The organism is Neisseria polysaccharea (assembly GCF_963392925.1).
Classification (GTDB): Bacteria; Pseudomonadota; Gammaproteobacteria; order Burkholderiales; family Neisseriaceae; genus Neisseria; species Neisseria polysaccharea.
Genome location: NZ_CAUJNZ010000003.1, coordinates 1 through 15,492, shown reverse-complemented (window position 1 = coordinate 15,492; position 15,492 = coordinate 1). Strand labels below are relative to the sequence as shown.

At 55.3% G+C, this 15,492-nt stretch carries 15 protein-coding genes and 1 pseudogene; 11 read left to right on the top strand and 5 right to left on the bottom strand.

Annotation, left to right across the window (positions count from 1 at the left end; all coding sequences use genetic code 11):
- Window positions 1–670: 670 nt before the first annotated feature.
- The 11 genes from RDY34_RS02615 (at window position 671) to RDY34_RS02565 (ending at window position 13,015) form a co-directional block, all read left to right on the top strand.
- The gene (locus RDY34_RS02615; RefSeq protein ID WP_308073302.1) at window positions 671–1,183 is read left to right on the top strand and encodes a shikimate kinase; all 513 of its coding nucleotides are present in this window, start codon (window positions 671–673) and stop codon (window positions 1,181–1,183) included.
- Window positions 1,184–1,193: 10 nt separating this feature from the next.
- Window positions 1,194–2,273 carry a 3-dehydroquinate synthase gene (gene aroB / locus RDY34_RS02610; protein WP_308073301.1) on the top strand — a complete coding sequence of 360 codons (1,080 nt, stop codon included), beginning with the start codon at window positions 1,194–1,196 and terminating at the stop codon, window positions 2,271–2,273.
- Window positions 2,274–2,900: 627 nt separating this feature from the next.
- Window positions 2,901–3,743 (top strand): class II glutamine amidotransferase, encoded by an 843-nt coding sequence (locus tag RDY34_RS02605; protein ID WP_308074410.1) that lies wholly within the window; start codon window positions 2,901–2,903, stop codon window positions 3,741–3,743.
- Between the two features lie 28 nt (window positions 3,744–3,771).
- Window positions 3,772–4,236 (top strand): transcriptional regulator NrdR, encoded by a 465-nt coding sequence (gene nrdR, locus RDY34_RS02600; protein WP_308073298.1) that lies wholly within the window; start codon window positions 3,772–3,774, stop codon window positions 4,234–4,236.
- Window positions 4,237–4,268: 32 nt separating this feature from the next.
- Window positions 4,269–5,378 (top strand): bifunctional diaminohydroxyphosphoribosylaminopyrimidine deaminase/5-amino-6-(5-phosphoribosylamino)uracil reductase RibD, encoded by a 1,110-nt coding sequence (gene ribD / locus RDY34_RS02595; RefSeq protein WP_308074412.1) that lies wholly within the window; start codon window positions 4,269–4,271, stop codon window positions 5,376–5,378.
- Between the two features lie 194 nt (window positions 5,379–5,572).
- Window positions 5,573–6,994 carry a lipopolysaccharide biosynthesis protein gene (locus RDY34_RS02590; protein WP_002219795.1) on the top strand — a complete coding sequence of 474 codons (1,422 nt, stop codon included), beginning with the start codon at window positions 5,573–5,575 and terminating at the stop codon, window positions 6,992–6,994.
- Window positions 6,991–7,146, top strand: a complete 156-nt coding sequence (locus RDY34_RS02585) for a hypothetical protein (protein ID WP_308074423.1) — start codon at window positions 6,991–6,993, stop codon at window positions 7,144–7,146. Before RDY34_RS02590 ends, RDY34_RS02585 begins: the two co-directional genes overlap by 4 nt.
- Before the next feature lie 15 nt (window positions 7,147–7,161).
- Window positions 7,162–8,403 carry a NeuD/PglB/VioB family sugar acetyltransferase gene (locus tag RDY34_RS02580; protein WP_308075231.1) on the top strand — a complete coding sequence of 414 codons (1,242 nt, stop codon included), beginning with the start codon at window positions 7,162–7,164 and terminating at the stop codon, window positions 8,401–8,403.
- A 130-nt stretch (window positions 8,404–8,533) separates the two neighbouring features.
- The gene (locus tag RDY34_RS02575; RefSeq protein WP_308184458.1) at window positions 8,534–9,709 is read left to right on the top strand and encodes a DegT/DnrJ/EryC1/StrS family aminotransferase; all 1,176 of its coding nucleotides are present in this window, start codon (window positions 8,534–8,536) and stop codon (window positions 9,707–9,709) included.
- Window positions 9,710–9,756: 47 nt separating this feature from the next.
- On the top strand, window positions 9,757–11,667 hold the full coding sequence (pglD, locus tag RDY34_RS02570; RefSeq protein WP_308074414.1) for an NADH-dependent dehydratase PglD: 1,911 nt from the start codon (window positions 9,757–9,759) through the stop codon (window positions 11,665–11,667).
- A 55-nt stretch (window positions 11,668–11,722) separates the two neighbouring features.
- Window positions 11,723–13,015 (top strand): valine--pyruvate transaminase, encoded by a 1,293-nt coding sequence (locus tag RDY34_RS02565; protein ID WP_308074422.1) that lies wholly within the window; start codon window positions 11,723–11,725, stop codon window positions 13,013–13,015.
- Between the two features lie 51 nt (window positions 13,016–13,066).
- On the opposite strand, the gene RDY34_RS02560 is transcribed toward RDY34_RS02565, so the two are convergent.
- The 5 genes and pseudogenes from RDY34_RS02560 to RDY34_RS02540 all read right to left on the bottom strand — a co-directional run.
- Window positions 13,067–13,903: a PHP domain-containing protein gene (locus RDY34_RS02560; RefSeq protein WP_308074415.1), complete on the bottom strand. Its 837-nt coding sequence runs from the start codon at window positions 13,901–13,903 to the stop codon at window positions 13,067–13,069.
- 309 nt (window positions 13,904–14,212) lie between these two features.
- Complete coding sequence (locus tag RDY34_RS02555) at window positions 14,213–14,614, bottom strand: hypothetical protein (RefSeq protein WP_002233000.1); 402 nt, start codon at window positions 14,612–14,614, stop codon at window positions 14,213–14,215.
- Window positions 14,615–14,718: 104 nt separating this feature from the next.
- Window positions 14,719–14,922, bottom strand: coding sequence for an oxidoreductase-like domain-containing protein (locus RDY34_RS02550; protein ID WP_002214553.1), 204 nt, complete (start codon window positions 14,920–14,922; stop codon window positions 14,719–14,721).
- Window positions 14,900–15,133 (bottom strand): RNA-binding S4 domain-containing protein, encoded by a 234-nt coding sequence (locus tag RDY34_RS02545; protein ID WP_003752919.1) that lies wholly within the window; start codon window positions 15,131–15,133, stop codon window positions 14,900–14,902. Before RDY34_RS02545 ends, RDY34_RS02550 begins: the two co-directional genes overlap by 23 nt.
- A 115-nt stretch (window positions 15,134–15,248) precedes the next feature.
- A pseudogene (locus RDY34_RS02540) lies at window positions 15,249–15,492 on the bottom strand (hypothetical protein); the annotation flags it as partial.

Below are 15,492 nucleotides of genomic sequence, written 5' to 3'. Positions count from 1 at the left end.
GTGGGAATGACGGCAGAAGGGATAAATCCTCGCAATCCAAAGCCTCGTCATTTCCACAAAAAACAGCAACCCGAAACGGCAACTTAAAACCCCGTCATTCCTGCGCAGGCGGGAATCTAGGTCTTTAAACTTCGGTTTTTTCCGATAAATTCTTGCCGCATTGAAATTCTAGATTCCCGCTTTCGCGGGAATGACGGCTGCAGATGCCCAACGGTCTTTATAGTGGATTAACAAAAATCAGGACAAGGCGACGAAGCCGCAGACAGTACAAATAGTACGGAACCGATTCACTTGGTGCTTCAGCACCTTAGAGAATCGTTCTCTTTGAGCTAAGGCGAGGAAACGCCGTACTGGTTTTTGTTAATCCACTATAGTATTGATAAACATATTATCTTCAATATATTCAATCGGATAATTGTTTGCCTAAGCAAAGATAATTGCCTTTTCCTGACAAATAAGTGAAATCAACGGATTGTCAAAACACAGCCTGAAATAAAAAACCTCCCTGATTTCTTTTATTTTTCCTTAAAATCAGAAAGGTTCGGGATGGTCGGGTTATTTTTCCAAACATACCGCCGCCCTGCCGATTTCGTATAAAATCCCGCCGTAACCCGACAAGCCCGAACCCTGCCGCCCCGAAAGGCGGGGTGTCAAACATTAAGGAATTGTGATGAAAAACTTTAACGACAAACTCATCCTCATCGGACTGATGGGCGCGGGCAAAACCACGTTGGGCCGGCAAATGGCGCAGCGGCTGGATTACCGTTTTTACGACAGCGATCACGAAATCGCCGCAGCCGCCGGCGTTCCCATCCCCACCATATTTGAAATGGAAGGCGAACAAGGATTCCGTTCGCGCGAAACCGCCATACTCAAAAAACTGATTGTCCTGCCGCATATCGTCCTGTCCACCGGCGGCGGCGCGGTGTTAAAAGAAGAAAACCGCGCCCTTATCCGCAAAAGCGGCACGGTCGTCTATCTGCACGCCCCACCCGAAACCCTGCTCGAACGCACGCGCTGCGACAACAGCCGCCCTTTGCTGCAAGTTGCCGATCCTTTGGCGAAATTGCGCGAACTCTACACCGCACGCGACCCGCTTTACAGGCAAACTGCCGACTTCACCGTCGAATCGGGAAACTGCCGACAAACCATACAAACCCTGCTCAACCTTTTATCCGAATAAAAACCGACGCATGAAAACACTGACCGTACACACCCCGTCCCACAGCTACCCCATCTTTATCGGCAACGGGCTGCTGCCGCAGGCAGGAAGCCTGCTCAAACCGCATTTGGGCAAACGCGCCGCCATCATTACCAACGAAACCGTCGCGCCGCTCTACCTCGGTACGCTTCAGACGGCATTGGATGCGGCAGGCGTATCCCATTTCAGCATCATCCTGCCCGACGGCGAGGCGCACAAAAACTGGCAGACGCTCAACCTCATCTTCGACGGTCTGATGCAAAACCGCGCCGAACGTAAAACCACATTAATCGCGCTGGGCGGCGGCGTAATCGGCGATATGACGGGTTTTGCGGCGGCTACTTATCAACGCGGCGCGCCATTTGTTCAAATTCCCACTACTTTATTAAGCCAGGTCGATTCCTCCGTCGGCGGCAAAACCGCCATCAACCACCCGCTCGGCAAAAATATGATTGGCGCGTTTTACCAGCCGCAGGCGGTGCTTGCCGACTTGGACACGCTGCACACTCTGCCCGCACGCGAATTGTCCGCCGGTATGGCGGAAGTCATCAAATACGGTGCGCTCGGCGACATCGGTTTTTTCGAATGGCTGGAACAGAATATGTCCAGCCTGATGACGCTCGATCGGGAAAAACTCGCCCGTGCCGTGTACCGCTGCTGTCAGATGAAGGCAGACATCGTCGCCCAAGACGAGACCGAACAGGGCATACGCGCATGGCTCAACCTCGGACACACCTTCGGACACGCCGTCGAAGCGGAAATGGGTTACGGCGTATGGCTGCACGGCGAGGCCGTCGCCGCCGGCTGCGTGTTGGCGGCGCGTTTGTCCGAACAACTGGGCAAAATCTCCGCCGCAGATACCGCACGGCTTGCCGCCCTGTTTGAAGCCGCCGGACTGCCGTCCGCACCGCCCGTGTTCCCATTCGAAAAATGGCTCGAACATATGAGCCACGATAAAAAAGTCAGCGGCGGCGTGATGCGCTTTATCGGGTTGAACCGTCTGGGCGAAGCCGTCATCACCGAAATTACTGACACGGACATCCTCCGCCGCACCCTGCAACCGTATCTCTGATCAGCCATACCGATGCCGTCTGAAGGGCGTTCAGACGGCATCGGCTTTACCGGTGTGCTGCCGCGCGGGTTTGACGCACGATGATGACTTTCCATCATCATTCTCCGTAAAAGCGGGCATCCGGTTATCCCATATCGCAGGAATTTATCCGGAATAACGACAATCCGTTCGCCGTCATTTCCATGCAGATGGAAATCCGGAAATTCAAAATCACAGGAATTTATCCAGAATAACAGCAACCCTGTCGCCGTCATTCCCGCACAGGCGGGAATCCAGTCCGTTCAGTTTCGGTCATTTCCGATAAATTCCTGTTGCTTTTCATTTCTAGATTCCCACTTTCGTGGGAATGACGGCGGAAGGGTTTTGGTTTTTCCAGATAAATTCTTGAGGCATTGAAATTCTAGATTCCCGCCTGCGCGGGAATGACGGCTCAAAAGTTACGGAACGAAAAACAACCGGAAACGGACAGACCGGATTCCCGCCTGAACGGAAATGGCGGAATTTTAAGTTTCCGCCTTTGTTTTCCGTTTTCGCGTGAACAATGGGGACAAGCCGTATTTCAGACGGCATTTTCAGTTCGGGGTATAATCCGAATACTTGCGACCATCTGAATCATTTGGACAAACTATGTGTCAACTGCTGGGTATGAACTGCAATACGCCGACCGATATTATGTTTTCCTTTGAGGGCTTCCGCCGCAGGGGCGGCATTACCGACCATCATGCCGACGGTTTCGGCATCGGCTTTTTCGAAGGCAAAGGCGTGCGCCTGTTCCACGACGACAAGCCGAGCGCAAATTCCCCCGTCGCCGACCTCGTGCGCGCCTACCAAATCAAATCGGAAAACGTCATCGCACATATCCGCAAAGCATCGCAAGGACAAACCTCGCTGGCGAACACCCATCCCTTTATGCGCGAAATGTGGGGCGGCTACTGGCTGTTTGCCCACAACGGGCATTTGGTCGATTTTTTTCCCGAACAGGGCGAATTTTTCCACCCCGTCGGCACAACCGATTCCGAACGCGCGTTCTGCCACATCCTCAACCGCCTCCGCACCCGCTTTGCCGCCCGTCCCGACGACGAAACCCTGTTTGGCGCGATTGCGGGGCTGACGCACGAAATCCGCAAGTTCGGGCTGTTTAACTTTATGCTTTCAGACGGCATTGCCCTGTTTGCCCACGCCAGCACACTGCTGCACTACATCGTCCGCCAAGCCCCGTTCGGCAAGGCGCGCCTGCTCGACGACGACGTAATGGTCGATTTTGCCGAAGTAACCACGCCGGACGACCGCGTCGCCGTTATCGCCACCCTACCGCTGACCCGCGACGAATCGTGGTCCCAACTTGCCGTGAACGAACTGGTCATGTTCCGCGAAGGCAACATCGTCCGACACGACCGTCCCGAAAACCCCGTCTATATGAGTGCCGAAGAAGGTCTGGAAATCGCCCGCGCCGCCGGCGTATCGGTTTGACGTTCAGACGGCATCAGGAAGAAATACCATGAAATGCCCGTTTTGCGCCCACCCCGACACCCGCGTTGCCGATTCGCGCCTGATGGAAGAACGCAACGCCGTGCGCCGCCGCCGCCACTGCCCCAACTGCGGCAAACGCTTCGGTACGCTCGAAACCGCCGAACTCAAAATGCCCGCCGTCATCGGCCATGACAAAAAACGCTGTCCTTTCGACAGAAGGAAGCTTCATGCCGACCTGACCGCCGCCGCCCGAAAATCCGCCCTGACACCCGAACAGATCGACGAAACCGTCCGCCTGACGGAACACAGGCTCTACACTTCGGGTCAGCGCGACATCCCCTCTGCCGCACTTGCCGACATGGTGCTAAAAGAACTGCTCCGACAAGATACGGAAGCCGCCGTCCGCTTCGCCGCACTGCACAAACGCTTCGACAATCCGTCAGACTTTGCCTCGTGGCTGGCGCAAGCCGTCAAAACAGACCGCAAAGCCTGATTCTCCCCAACCCATACTGATACGGTATCCCCATGTTTTCGGACACAGATATATCCATGATGGAAAACGCCCTCCGACTTGCCGCTTTGGGACGTTTTTCCACTTCGCCCAATCCGCGCGTCGGCTGCGTTATCGCACACGGCAGCCAAATTGTCGGACAGGGTTTCCATATCAAAGCCGGCGAACCCCATGCCGAAGTCCACGCCCTGCGTCAGGCGGGCAAAATGGCACAAGGCGCGACCGCCTTTGTTACCCTCGAACCGTGCAGCCATTACGGGCGCACACCGCCCTGCGCCGAAGCTCTGCTCCGTTCCGGCGTAACACGCGTCGTTGCCGCCATGCGCGACCCCAACCCGCCGGTTGCAGGCAAAGGGTTTGCCATGCTCGAAGCAGCGGGCATCAAAACAGAATGCGGACTGCTTGAAAACAAAGCACGCGAACTCAACCGGGGATTTTTATCGCGCATCGAACGCCGCCGCCCCTTTGTCCGCCTCAAATGCGCCGTTTCGCTGGACGGCAAAACCGCGCTTTCAGACGGCAGCAGCTTTTGGATTACCGGCGAAGAAGCGCGTGCCGACGTACAGGTTTTGCGTGCCGAAAGCTGCGCGATGCTGACCGGCATCGGCACGGTGTTGGCGGACAATCCCCAACTCAACGTCCGCGCTTTTCCAACTTTGCGCCAACCCGCACGCATCGTGTTAGACAGCCGCCTGCGCCTGCCCCCGTACAGCCATTTGGTTACCGACGGACAATCTCCGACCTACATCGCCACCTTGGAACGCGATGAAGACAAACTCCGCCCCTATCGGGAACACGCACACATCCGCATCCTGATGCCGTCTGAAACGGCAGACGGCAAAATCGACCTGCACCACCTGATGCGCCTCCTTGCCGACGAAGGTTTCGGCGAAATCATGGTCGAAGCAGGCTCCGAACTCACATCCGCATTTTTGGCAGAAGATTTGGCGGACGAAATCGTTTTATACCGCTCGCCCAAAATCCTCGGCGGCGGCAAAGACCTGTTTTCCCTGCCCGAAAACCGCGCCGCCCTTTCCGCACCACCCTTGTGGACACCCGTTTCAAGCGAAATCCTCGGACACGACATCAAAACCGTGTTCCGGAAAAACGGCAACGCCTTTTAAAGGGTTTGTGCCGTTTCACTATATAATAACGCCGATAAAAAACGGCACCATTCAGACCGCCGCCCACCCGAAAAAGCGCAACCCGGACTGCCGCACCCCGCCGGCAGCCGCGACGGTCTGAAAGCCGTCAAATTCCGATCAAGAAAGGCTTCAGACGGCATAGGCAGCATCCCGCCTCCGTCCGGACATCAAAAATGGACACAAAAGAAATCCTCGGCTACGCGGCAGGCTCGATCGGCAGCGCGGTTTTAGCCGTCATCATCCTGCCGCTGCTGTCGTGGTATTTCCCCGCCGACGACATCGGACGCATCGTGCTGATGCAGACGGCGGCGGGACTGACGGTGTCGGTATTGTGCCTCGGGCTGGATCAGGCATACGTCCGCGAATACTATGCCGCCGCCGACAAAGACACTTTGTTCAAAACCCTGTTCCTGCCGCCGCTGCTGTCTGCCGCCGCGATAGCCGCCCTGCTGCTTTCCCGCCCGTCCCTGCCGTCTGAAATCCTGTTTTCGCTCGACGATGCCGCCGCCGGCATCGGGCTGGTGCTGTTTGAACTGAGCTTCCTGCCCATCCGCTTTCTCTTACTGGTTTTGCGTATGGAAGGACGCGCCCTTGCCTTTTCGTCCGCGCAACTCGTGTCCAAGCTCGCCATCCTGCTGCTGCTGCCGCTGACGGTCGGGCTGCTGCACTTTCCGGCGAACACCGCCGTCCTGACCGCCGTTTACGCGCTGGCAAACCTTGCCGCCGCCGCCTTTTTGCTGTTTCAAAACCGATGCCGTCTGAAGGCCGTCCGGCGAGCACCGTTTTCATCCGCCGTCCTGCATCGCGGCCTGCGCTACGGCATACCGATCGCACTAAGCAGCATCGCCTATTGGGGGCTGGCATCCGCCGACCGTTTGTTCCTGAAAAAATATGCCGGCCTAGAACAGCTCGGCGTTTATTCGATGGGTATTTCGTTCGGCGGGGCGGCATTATTGTTCCAAAGCATCTTTTCAACGGTCTGGACACCGTATATTTTCCGCGCAATCGAAGAAAACGCCCCGCCCGCCCGCCTCTCGGCAACGGCAGAATCCGCCTCCGCCCTGCTTGCCGCCGCCGTCTGCCTGACCGGCATTTTCTCGCCCCTCGCCTCCCTCCTGCTGCCGGAAAACTACGCCGCCGTCCGGTTTATCGTCGTATCGTGTATGCTGCCGCCGCTGTTTTGCACGCTGGTAGAAATCAGCGGCATCGGTTTGAACGTCGTCCGAAAAACACGCCCGATCGCGCTCGCCACCTTGGGCGCGCTGGCGGCAAACCTGCTGCTGCTGGGGCTTGCCGTACCGTCCGGCGGCGCGCGCGGCGCGGCGGTTGCCTGTGCCGCCTCATTCTGGTTGTTTTTTGTTTTCAAGACAGAAAGCTCCTGTCGCCTGTGGCAGCCGCTCAAACGCCTGCCGCTTTATATGCACACATTGTTCTGCCTGGCCTCCTCGGCGGCCTACACCTGCTTCGGCACACCGGCAAACTACCCCCTGTTTGCCGGCGTATGGGCGGCATATCTGGCAGGCTGCATCCTGCGCCACCGGAAAGATTTGCACAAACTGTTTCATTATTTGAAAAAACAAGGTTTCCCATTATGAAAATCATCCTGACCACTTCTATGTCGGGCTTGGGCGGCACGGGCACGACATCATCGATTGCCAAATGGCGTGCAAAAACGACCCCGTTCAGTCCGACGAAATCGTCCGCCGCTTCAGGCGCGACGTTGCCTATCAAAAAATCGTCAACCTGATTGAAAGATTAGCTGATGAATAAATTTTTCAAACGCCTGTTCGACATTGCCGCCTCCGCATCGGGGCTGATTGTCCTCTCACCCGTTTTCCTGATTTTGGCGTACCTCATCCGCAAGAATCTGGGTTCGCCCGTGTTCTTCATCCAAGAGCGGCCGGGCAAGGACGGCAAGCCGTTTAAAATGATTAAATTCCGCTCTATGCGCGATGCGCTTGATTCAGACGGCATTCCGCTGCCCGACGGAGAACGCCTGACCGATTTCGGCAAAAAACTGCGTGCCGCCAGCTTGGACGAACTGCCCGAACTGTGGAATGTCTTAAAAGGCGAGATGAGCCTGGTCGGCCCGCGCCCGCTTTTGATGGGCTACCTGCCGCTTTACAACGAATTTCAAAACCGCCGCCACGAAATGAAACCGGGCATTACCGGCTGGGCGCAGGTCAACGGGCGCAACGCGCTTTCGTGGGACGAAAAGTTCGCCTGCGATGTTTGGTATATCGACCATTACAGTTTTTGGCTGGATATGAAAATCCTGTTTTTGACAGTCAGAAAAGTCTTTATCAAAGAAGGCATTTCGGCGGAGGGCGAAGCCACTATGCCTCCTTTCACAGGAAAACGCAAACTTGCCGTCGTCGGCGCGGGCGGACACGGAAAAGTCGTTGCCGACCTTGCCGCCGCACTCGGCACATACGGCGAAATCGTTTTTCTGGACGACCGCGCACAAGGCAGTATCGACGGCTTTCCCGTCATCGGCACGACACTGCTGCTTGAAAACGGTTTATCGCCCGAACAATTCGACATCGCCGTCGCCGTCGGCAACAACCGCATCCGCCGCCAAATCGCCGGACGCGCCGCCGCATTGGGTTTTAAACTGCCCGTCCTGATTCATCCGCTTGCATACGTTTCCCCGTCGGCAACCGTCGGTCAGGGCAGCGTCGTGATGGCTCAGGCAGTCATACAGGCCGGCAGCGTATTGAAAGACGGCGTGATTGTGAACACTGCCGCCACCGTCGATCACGACTGCCTGCTTGACGCTTTCGTCCACATCAGCCCGGGCGCGCACCTGTCGGGCAACACGCGTATCGGCGAAGAAAGCTGGATAGGCACGGGCGCGTGCAGCCGCCAGCAAATCCGTATCGGCAGCCGCGCAACCATTGGAGCGGGCGCAGTCGTCGTGCGCGACGTTTCAGACGGTATAACCGTCGCGGGCAATCCGGCAAAGCCCCTGCCGCGCAAAAATCCCGAGACCGCGACGGCATAAGCGATTAAAATACACCCCCGTACAGACCGATTTTGACAACACCTGCGGCGTGCACCCGATTCTTCGGAACACGCCCCCTTCAGACGGCATAGGGTCGGAAATGCCGTCTGAACCCGACGGACAAACCATCATGTTGAACACTTTCCTTTCCCCGTGGCCCTGCTTCACCCAAGAAGAAGCCGATGCCGTTTCCAAAGTCCTGCTGTCCAACAAAGTCAATTACTGGACGGGAAACGAATGCCGCGAATTTGAAAAAGAATTTGCCGCCTTCGCCGGTACGCAATACGCCGTCGCCCTTGCCAACGGCACGCTGGCACTCGATGCCGCGCTCAAAGCAATCGGCATAGGCGCGGGCGACGATGTGATTGTCACTTCGCGCACTTTCTTGGCTTCCGCGTCCTGCATTGTGAACGCGGGCGCAAATCCGGTGTTTGCCGATGTGGATTTGAACAGCCAAAACATCAGCGCGGAAACCGTCAAGGCTGTGCTGACCCCGAATACCAAAGCGATTATCGTGGTTCACCTTGCCGGTATGCCCGCCGAAATGGACGGCATTATGGCTTTGGCAAAAGAACATAATCTTTGGGTAATCGAAGACTGCGCCCAAGCGCACGGCGCAAAATACAAAGGCAAATCCGTCGGCTCTATCGGACACATCGGCGCGTGGTCGTTCTGCCAAGACAAAATTATGACCACCGGCGGCGAGGGCGGTATGGTTACCACCAACGACAAAACCCTGTGGGAAAAAATGTGGTCGTACAAAGACCACGGCAAAAGCTACGATGCCGTGTACCACCGCCAACACGCACCCGGTTTCCGCTGGCTGCACGAAAGCTTCGGCACCAACTGGCGCATGATGGAAATGCAGGCGGTCATCGGCCGCATCCAGCTCAAACGCCTACCCGAATGGACGGCACGCCGCCAAGAAAACGCCGCCGCGCTTGCCGAAAGTTTAGGCAAGTTCGCCAGCATCCGTTTGGTTGAAGTCGCCGACTACATCGGACACGCGCAATACAAGTTCTACGCCTTCGTCCGCCCCGAACACCTCAAAGACGGCTGGACGCGCGACCGCATCGTCAACGAACTGAACGCGCGCAAAGTCCCCTGCTATCAGGGAAGCTGCTCCGAAGTCTATTTGGAAAAAGCCTTCGACAACACGCCGTGGCGGCCGAAAGAGCGGCTGAAAAACGCCGTCGAGCTGGGCGATACCGGCCTGATGTTCTTGGTGCATCCGACGCTGACCGACGGCGAAATCGCGTTTTGCAAAAAACACATCGAAGCCGTATTGGCAGAAGCCACACAATAACCCTTCAGACGGCATACGCCGCCCGAAAGCACATACCGCCCCACGATATGAATCTGGAAACCCTGATCGCCCTGCCGCGCAACATCAAGAAAATCTGTTTCCTCATACACGATTTTCTGATGATTTTCATTGCCTTTTGGTTCACCCAAAGCCTGAAGGCCGACTACTCGGACGAATGGTTCAATTTTGCCAACTGGCAGTCTTTTTTGCTGACTGCCTTGCTGACCATCACATTATTTATCCGAATGGGGCTTTACCGCGCCGTTACACGCTTCGTCAGCTTCCGCATCCTCACCACCGCACTGGCAGGCAGCCTCGCCTCCGCCGTATTGTTCTTCCTCAACACATTGATTTTTGAAGAAAGACTGCGCCTCGCCCTGCCGATTGTCTATTTCTTACTGCTGTTTGTTTCCGTGACCGGCTCGCGTATGGTTTTGCGCGGACTGTTGTCCGAACACCCCAAAAAACAGATGATCCCCGTCATTATTTACGGCGCGGGGCGTTCGGGCAGGCAGCTTCTCGAGGCCGTCAAACAAATGCGCGAATATTCCGCCGCCGCCTTTGTGGACGACGACCCCAAACTGTGGCACACCGTCATCTGCGGCCTTGCCGTTTACCGTCCCGACGACATCGCCGCCCTCATCGGACGCTGCGGCGTGAAAAAAATCCTGCTCGCCATCCCCGGCGCGACCCAGGCGCAACGCCGCAAAATCATCGGCAAACTGGAAGCCTATCCCTGCGAAGTGCTGACCATTCCCGGCATCAAAGACCTGATGGACGGCAAACTCAGCATCGGCACGCTCAAAAAAATCTCCGTGTCCGACCTGCTCGGACGCGACCCCGTCACGCCCGACGACCGCCTCATGAATGCCGACATTGCCGGCAAAACCGTGATGGTAACCGGCGCCGGCGGTTCTATCGGTTCGGAACTCTGCCGCCAGATTATCCGCCGCCGCCCCGAAAAACTGCTGCTGTTCGAGTTATCCGAATTCGCCCTGTACGCCATCGAAAAAGAATTGCGCGAAACCTGCATCCAAAAACGCCTCGACACCGAAATCCTGCCCTTTCTCGGTTCGGTGCAAAACCGCACGCTGCTCGAACACGTCATGACCGCCTTTTCCGTTGCGACCGTCTATCACGCCGCTGCCTACAAACACGTCCCCATGGTCGAATTCAACACCGTCGAAGGCATACGCAACAACATCTTCGGCACACTCGAGTGCGCGCTTGCCGCCACGGCATCAGGCGTAAGAACCTTCGTCCTCATCTCCACCGACAAAGCCGTCCGCCCCACCAACACCATGGGTGCCAGCAAACGCATGGCGGAACTCTGCCTTCAGGCACTCGCCGCCGAACCCGGACAGAAAACCCGCTTCAGCATGGTACGTTTCGGCAATGTTTTAGGTTCGTCCGGCTCCGTCGTCCCGCTGTTTGAAAAACAGATTGCCGAAGGCGGCCCGCTTACCCTGACCCACCCCGACATCACGCGCTATTTCATGACCATACCCGAAGCGGCGCAACTGGTTATCCAAGCCGGCGCGATGGGCAAAGGCGGCGACGTGTTTGTCCTCGACATGGGCGAATCCGTCAAAATCATCGACCTTGCCCGCCAAATGATTACCCTAAGCGGCCTCAAACCCAAAACACCCGAACAACCCGACGGCGACATCGAAATCCTCATTACCGGATTGCGTCCTGGAGAAAAACTCTACGAAGAGCTGCTCATCGGCGACAACGTCCGCAAAACCGGCCATCCGCGCATCATGACCGCCAGCGAGACCATGCTGCCGTGGCACGAGCTCTCCGCCCTGCTCGACCGCATCCGCACCGCCTGCGACCGTTACGACCAGCAGGCAATCCGCGACCTGCTCGTCAACGCCCCGACCGGCTTTGCCCCGAGCGACGGCATCTGCGACCTGCTTTGGGTACGAGAAACACACAGAAAAAATGCCGTCTGAACCTTCAGACGGCATAACGTACAAACCAACCTACCTTACACACACGGAGTTTGACATGCAGTTTTCAGCATTCGGCGAAAAATTCACGCAACACAGCGGCATCCTCCAACTGATGGACGACCTCGGCGACGCGCTCAAAAGCGACAAGCCCGTCAATATGCTCGGCGGCGGCAATCCGGCGCGCATTCCGGAAATCGATCGGGCGTTCGCCGACATATTCTCCAAACTGGCGGCGGAACACGCCGTCGAGAACATCGGCAACTACTCCAATCCCCAAGGCGATGCCGCGCTGATTGACGCGCTGACCGCCTTCCTCAACCGCGAATACGGCTGGAACCTGACCGTCGGCAATATCGCGCTGACCAACGGTTCGCAAAACGCGTTTTTCTATTTGTTCAACCTCTTCGGCGGCAAATTCAACCTTTCAGACGGCACATCCGCAGAAAAAGCCATTTTGCTGCCGCTCGCGCCCGAATACATTGGCTATGCCGACGTGCATGTCGAAGGGCAGCACTTCGTTTCCGTCAAGCCCAAAATCGAAAACATCGAACACGAAGGCGAAGCAGGTTTCTTCAAATACCGTGTGGACTTTGACGCACTGGAAAACCTGCCCGAACTCAAAGCGGGCAAAATCGGCGCGATTTGCTGTTCGCGCCCGACCAACCCGACCGGCAACGTGCTGACCGACGGCGAAATGGCGCGTTTGGACGCTCTGGCACGGGAACACGGCATTCCGCTGATTATCGACAACGCCTACGGAATGCCGTTCCCCAACATCATTTACAGCGACGTAACGCTGAATTGGCACGAAAACATCATCCTCTGCTTCAGCCTGTCCAAAGTCGGCCTGCCGGGTGTTCGCACCGGCATCATCGTCGCCGCGCCCGAAGTCGTCAAAGCCGTCAGCAGCCTGAACGCGATTGTGAACCTTGCCCCCACGCGCTTCGGCGCGGCCATCGCCGCCCCGCTGCTGGAAAGCGGCGAGATGAAACGGCTTGCCGACCAAGTCATCCGTCCGTTTTACCGCAATCAGGCGCGAACCGCCGTCGCCCTGCTCAAGCGCGAATTGGGCACGTACCCGATGAAAATCCACAAACCCGAAGGCGCGATTTTCCTGTGGCTCTGGTTTGAAAACCTGCCCGTTTCTTCGCAAACCCTGTACGAAATGCTCAAAGCCGAAGGCACGCTGATTATTCCGGGCGAGCATTTCTTCGTCGGCATCGACACGCAGGATTACCCGCACGCTGGCGAGTGCATCCGCATGAGTATCGCGCAGGACGCTCAAACGCTGGAAAAAGGCATTGCCGCCATCGGCAAAACCGTCCGAAAACTGTACGACAACGTTTAAAACGCAAAAAATGCCGTCTGAAAGGTTTTCAGACGGCATTTTTATCTGCATTCAATGTCGGGAAAAATGCGCCCACACCGGCCTGCAGTTTTCCGGCAGCTCGGGACACGCGCCGAGGATGCCGCCGCTGAAGTCGTTTAAACGGTGGAAGTCGCTGCCCGCGCTGGCGAGCATACCGAAGCGTTCTGCCAAAAGCGCGTAGTTGAGGCGGTCGTTTTTGCAGCAGTTTCCGCTGTGGACTTCAATGCCTGCGCCGCCGAGGTTTTTAAATTCTTCAAACAGATTGCGCTTGGCGGTGGCGGACAAATCGTAGCGCATCGGATGGGCAATGACTGCCAACCCACCCGCGCCGTTGACGGTGGAAACGCAGTCTTCCAGCGTCGCCCATTCGTGTCGGACGGCGCAGGATTTGCCGTCGCCCAAGTATTTGGTGAACGCCTGCTGCTTGTTTTTGACATGTCCCGCTTGGATGAGGAACTCGGCGACGTGGGTGCGGCTGACCATTTCTTTGTTTGCCGCCAACGCGAGCGCGCCGTCGTATGCGCCGACGATACCTTTCTTTTCGAGCTTGGCGGCGATGGCTTCAAGACGTTTCAGACGGCCTTGCCGCACTTGCGCCAACAAGTTTTGCAGGTTTTCGTCCTGCTCGTCGAAATCCAAACCGACAACGTGTATGGTACGCCCGCGCCAAGTTACGGAGATTTCCACGCCGTTAATCAGGCGCAAACCGAGTTTGTCGGCTTCGGCACGCGCTTCGGCGATGCCGCCCGTGTGGTCGTGGTCGGTCAACGCCAGCAGCGTGCAGCCGTTTTGATGCGCGAGACGCACAACTTCGGCGGGGGAGAGCATACCGTCGGAAACGGTGGAATGGCAGTGCAGGTCTATCATGGGGTGTTATGTGTGTGGTGAATGAAGGACGGGATGTTTCAATGTTGTCGGGCAGTGTGGCGTCGGCGGTCATTTTAAAAAACCGGTGTATGGCAAATGCAAAGGAAAAGCCGCTATGCGGTCATTCCCAACCCCCGAATGTGCGGATAGAGCCAGTAGGGATGGGTACATTATTTGTTTGCATTATTAGTTATCCTGCTGTATCCATTAAATCATATGCTTCAATTAATTGTTGTTCTAGCTCTTGTACCAATTTTGGATTGCGAATTCCTAACGCAATTTCAAACAGCGAGTTCTCACTATGTACATCTACACAGTATCTACATAAAGATCTTGTAAAGATATAGGTTCTTGGCTGATGGCACTCATTATTCCAATAGTTAATTTGCATACATATTTGTTTAATAAAATTTTATCTGTATCAAAATGATAAACTTGTTGAGTTAGTATCCAAGGGTATTCTTGGTATATTTTCTGTGATAATTTTTCATTCTCTATAATCGCGAAAGGTATCTGTTTACATAACATACCAACAGACTTTTCGTTTAGACAGAAAATAGCCCAATTTTCCCCATATTCCCAAGAGTATGTAAAATCTGTTTCCTGAACAATATCTTGTAAAACTTGCTCAAAATCCATGTTTTGCCATTTACCTTTATACATACCTAATGCGGCACTGGTTACTATTTCGTTTAAGTCATAAATAGCCATTTATGTTCCTTGCTAATTTCCAGGTGAGCCATGTATAGGACTTAGACCAGTATGTCCATTAGGTTCCCCTCTATACACATTAATAGTAGATGTTGGTTCCGTTTTCAGACGGCATCGTCCGACCAACCCGCTTCTTTCAATTTCCGCCGTTGCGCGTCGTAGCGGGCCTTATCTGCCCAATAAATCGTCTGAATGCACGCCTCGCCGCAGTCGCTACCGCAGCATTCCCACGACTCGGGGCGGACGGGTTCGTCTAAAAGCGGCTCGCCCAAAAGGGCTTCGGCTTTATGCTTCAGGGTCATATCCATCGGCGATTTCCAAGCGCGCGCCGTCAAACTCAATGATTTCGCCGCCGCGTATTTTGGCAGTTTTGCGGGTTTCGGTTTCGCCGTTGCGCAACACCAGCCCTTCGGCGATAAACGCTTTCGCCTGTCCGCCGCTTTCGGCAAGTCCGGCCAATTTCAAGAGGTCGCACAAGGCGATGTATTCGTTGTCTTCGAGATAGACAGTGGCTTCCATAATTCAATCCTTTTTAATGATGGCGATATTTTAACATAGCCGTCTGAAAGAAAATCCTCCTCCTGTTTTATTCATTCTGATAAACCCAAGAGCTTTGCAAAATCCTCACGCTTGGCTATCTCTCGAATTCCTTTTTCAAAATTCCTTCAAGTATTTCAAAGACTTTTAATACCATTAGTGGCGTAACAGTTTCGTATGAGCGGTATAAAAACAGTTGCCATTTTTGAATCTCCACTTCAGGAAATAAACGAACAAGCTGTCCTGATTTTAGATAAGGCTCACACAAGAAGAGACCTTTGCAAAATTCCCCAAAATCCCCTAAATTCCCACCAAGACATTTAGGGGATTTCTCATGAGCA

Bases quoted from the DNA above. Each gene is read 5' to 3' on its own strand.
- RDY34_RS02565 (WP_308074422.1), top strand. From the start codon at position 11,723: ATGCAGTTTTCAGCATTCGGCGAAAAATTCACGCAACACAGCGGCATC.
- ribD (WP_308074412.1), top strand. From the start codon at position 4,269: ATGTTTTCGGACACAGATATATCCATGATGGAAAACGCCCTCCGACTT.
- RDY34_RS02580 (WP_308075231.1), top strand. From the start codon at position 7,162: ATGAATAAATTTTTCAAACGCCTGTTCGACATTGCCGCCTCCGCATCG.
- aroB (WP_308073301.1), top strand. From the start codon at position 1,194: ATGAAAACACTGACCGTACACACCCCGTCCCACAGCTACCCCATCTTT.
- RDY34_RS02550 (WP_002214553.1), bottom strand. From the start codon at position 14,922: ATGGATATGACCCTGAAGCATAAAGCCGAAGCCCTTTTGGGCGAGCCG.
- RDY34_RS02560 (WP_308074415.1), bottom strand. From the start codon at position 13,903: ATGATAGACCTGCACTGCCATTCCACCGTTTCCGACGGTATGCTCTCC.
- RDY34_RS02555 (WP_002233000.1), bottom strand. From the start codon at position 14,614: ATGGCTATTTATGACTTAAACGAAATAGTAACCAGTGCCGCATTAGGT.
- pglD (WP_308074414.1), top strand. From the start codon at position 9,757: ATGAATCTGGAAACCCTGATCGCCCTGCCGCGCAACATCAAGAAAATC.
- RDY34_RS02545 (WP_003752919.1), bottom strand. From the start codon at position 15,133: ATGGAAGCCACTGTCTATCTCGAAGACAACGAATACATCGCCTTGTGC.
- nrdR (WP_308073298.1), top strand. From the start codon at position 3,772: ATGAAATGCCCGTTTTGCGCCCACCCCGACACCCGCGTTGCCGATTCG.
- RDY34_RS02585 (WP_308074423.1), top strand. From the start codon at position 6,991: ATGAAAATCATCCTGACCACTTCTATGTCGGGCTTGGGCGGCACGGGC.
- RDY34_RS02590 (WP_002219795.1), top strand. From the start codon at position 5,573: ATGGACACAAAAGAAATCCTCGGCTACGCGGCAGGCTCGATCGGCAGC.
- RDY34_RS02615 (WP_308073302.1), top strand. From the start codon at position 671: ATGAAAAACTTTAACGACAAACTCATCCTCATCGGACTGATGGGCGCG.
- RDY34_RS02575 (WP_308184458.1), top strand. From the start codon at position 8,534: ATGTTGAACACTTTCCTTTCCCCGTGGCCCTGCTTCACCCAAGAAGAA.
- RDY34_RS02605 (WP_308074410.1), top strand. From the start codon at position 2,901: ATGTGTCAACTGCTGGGTATGAACTGCAATACGCCGACCGATATTATG.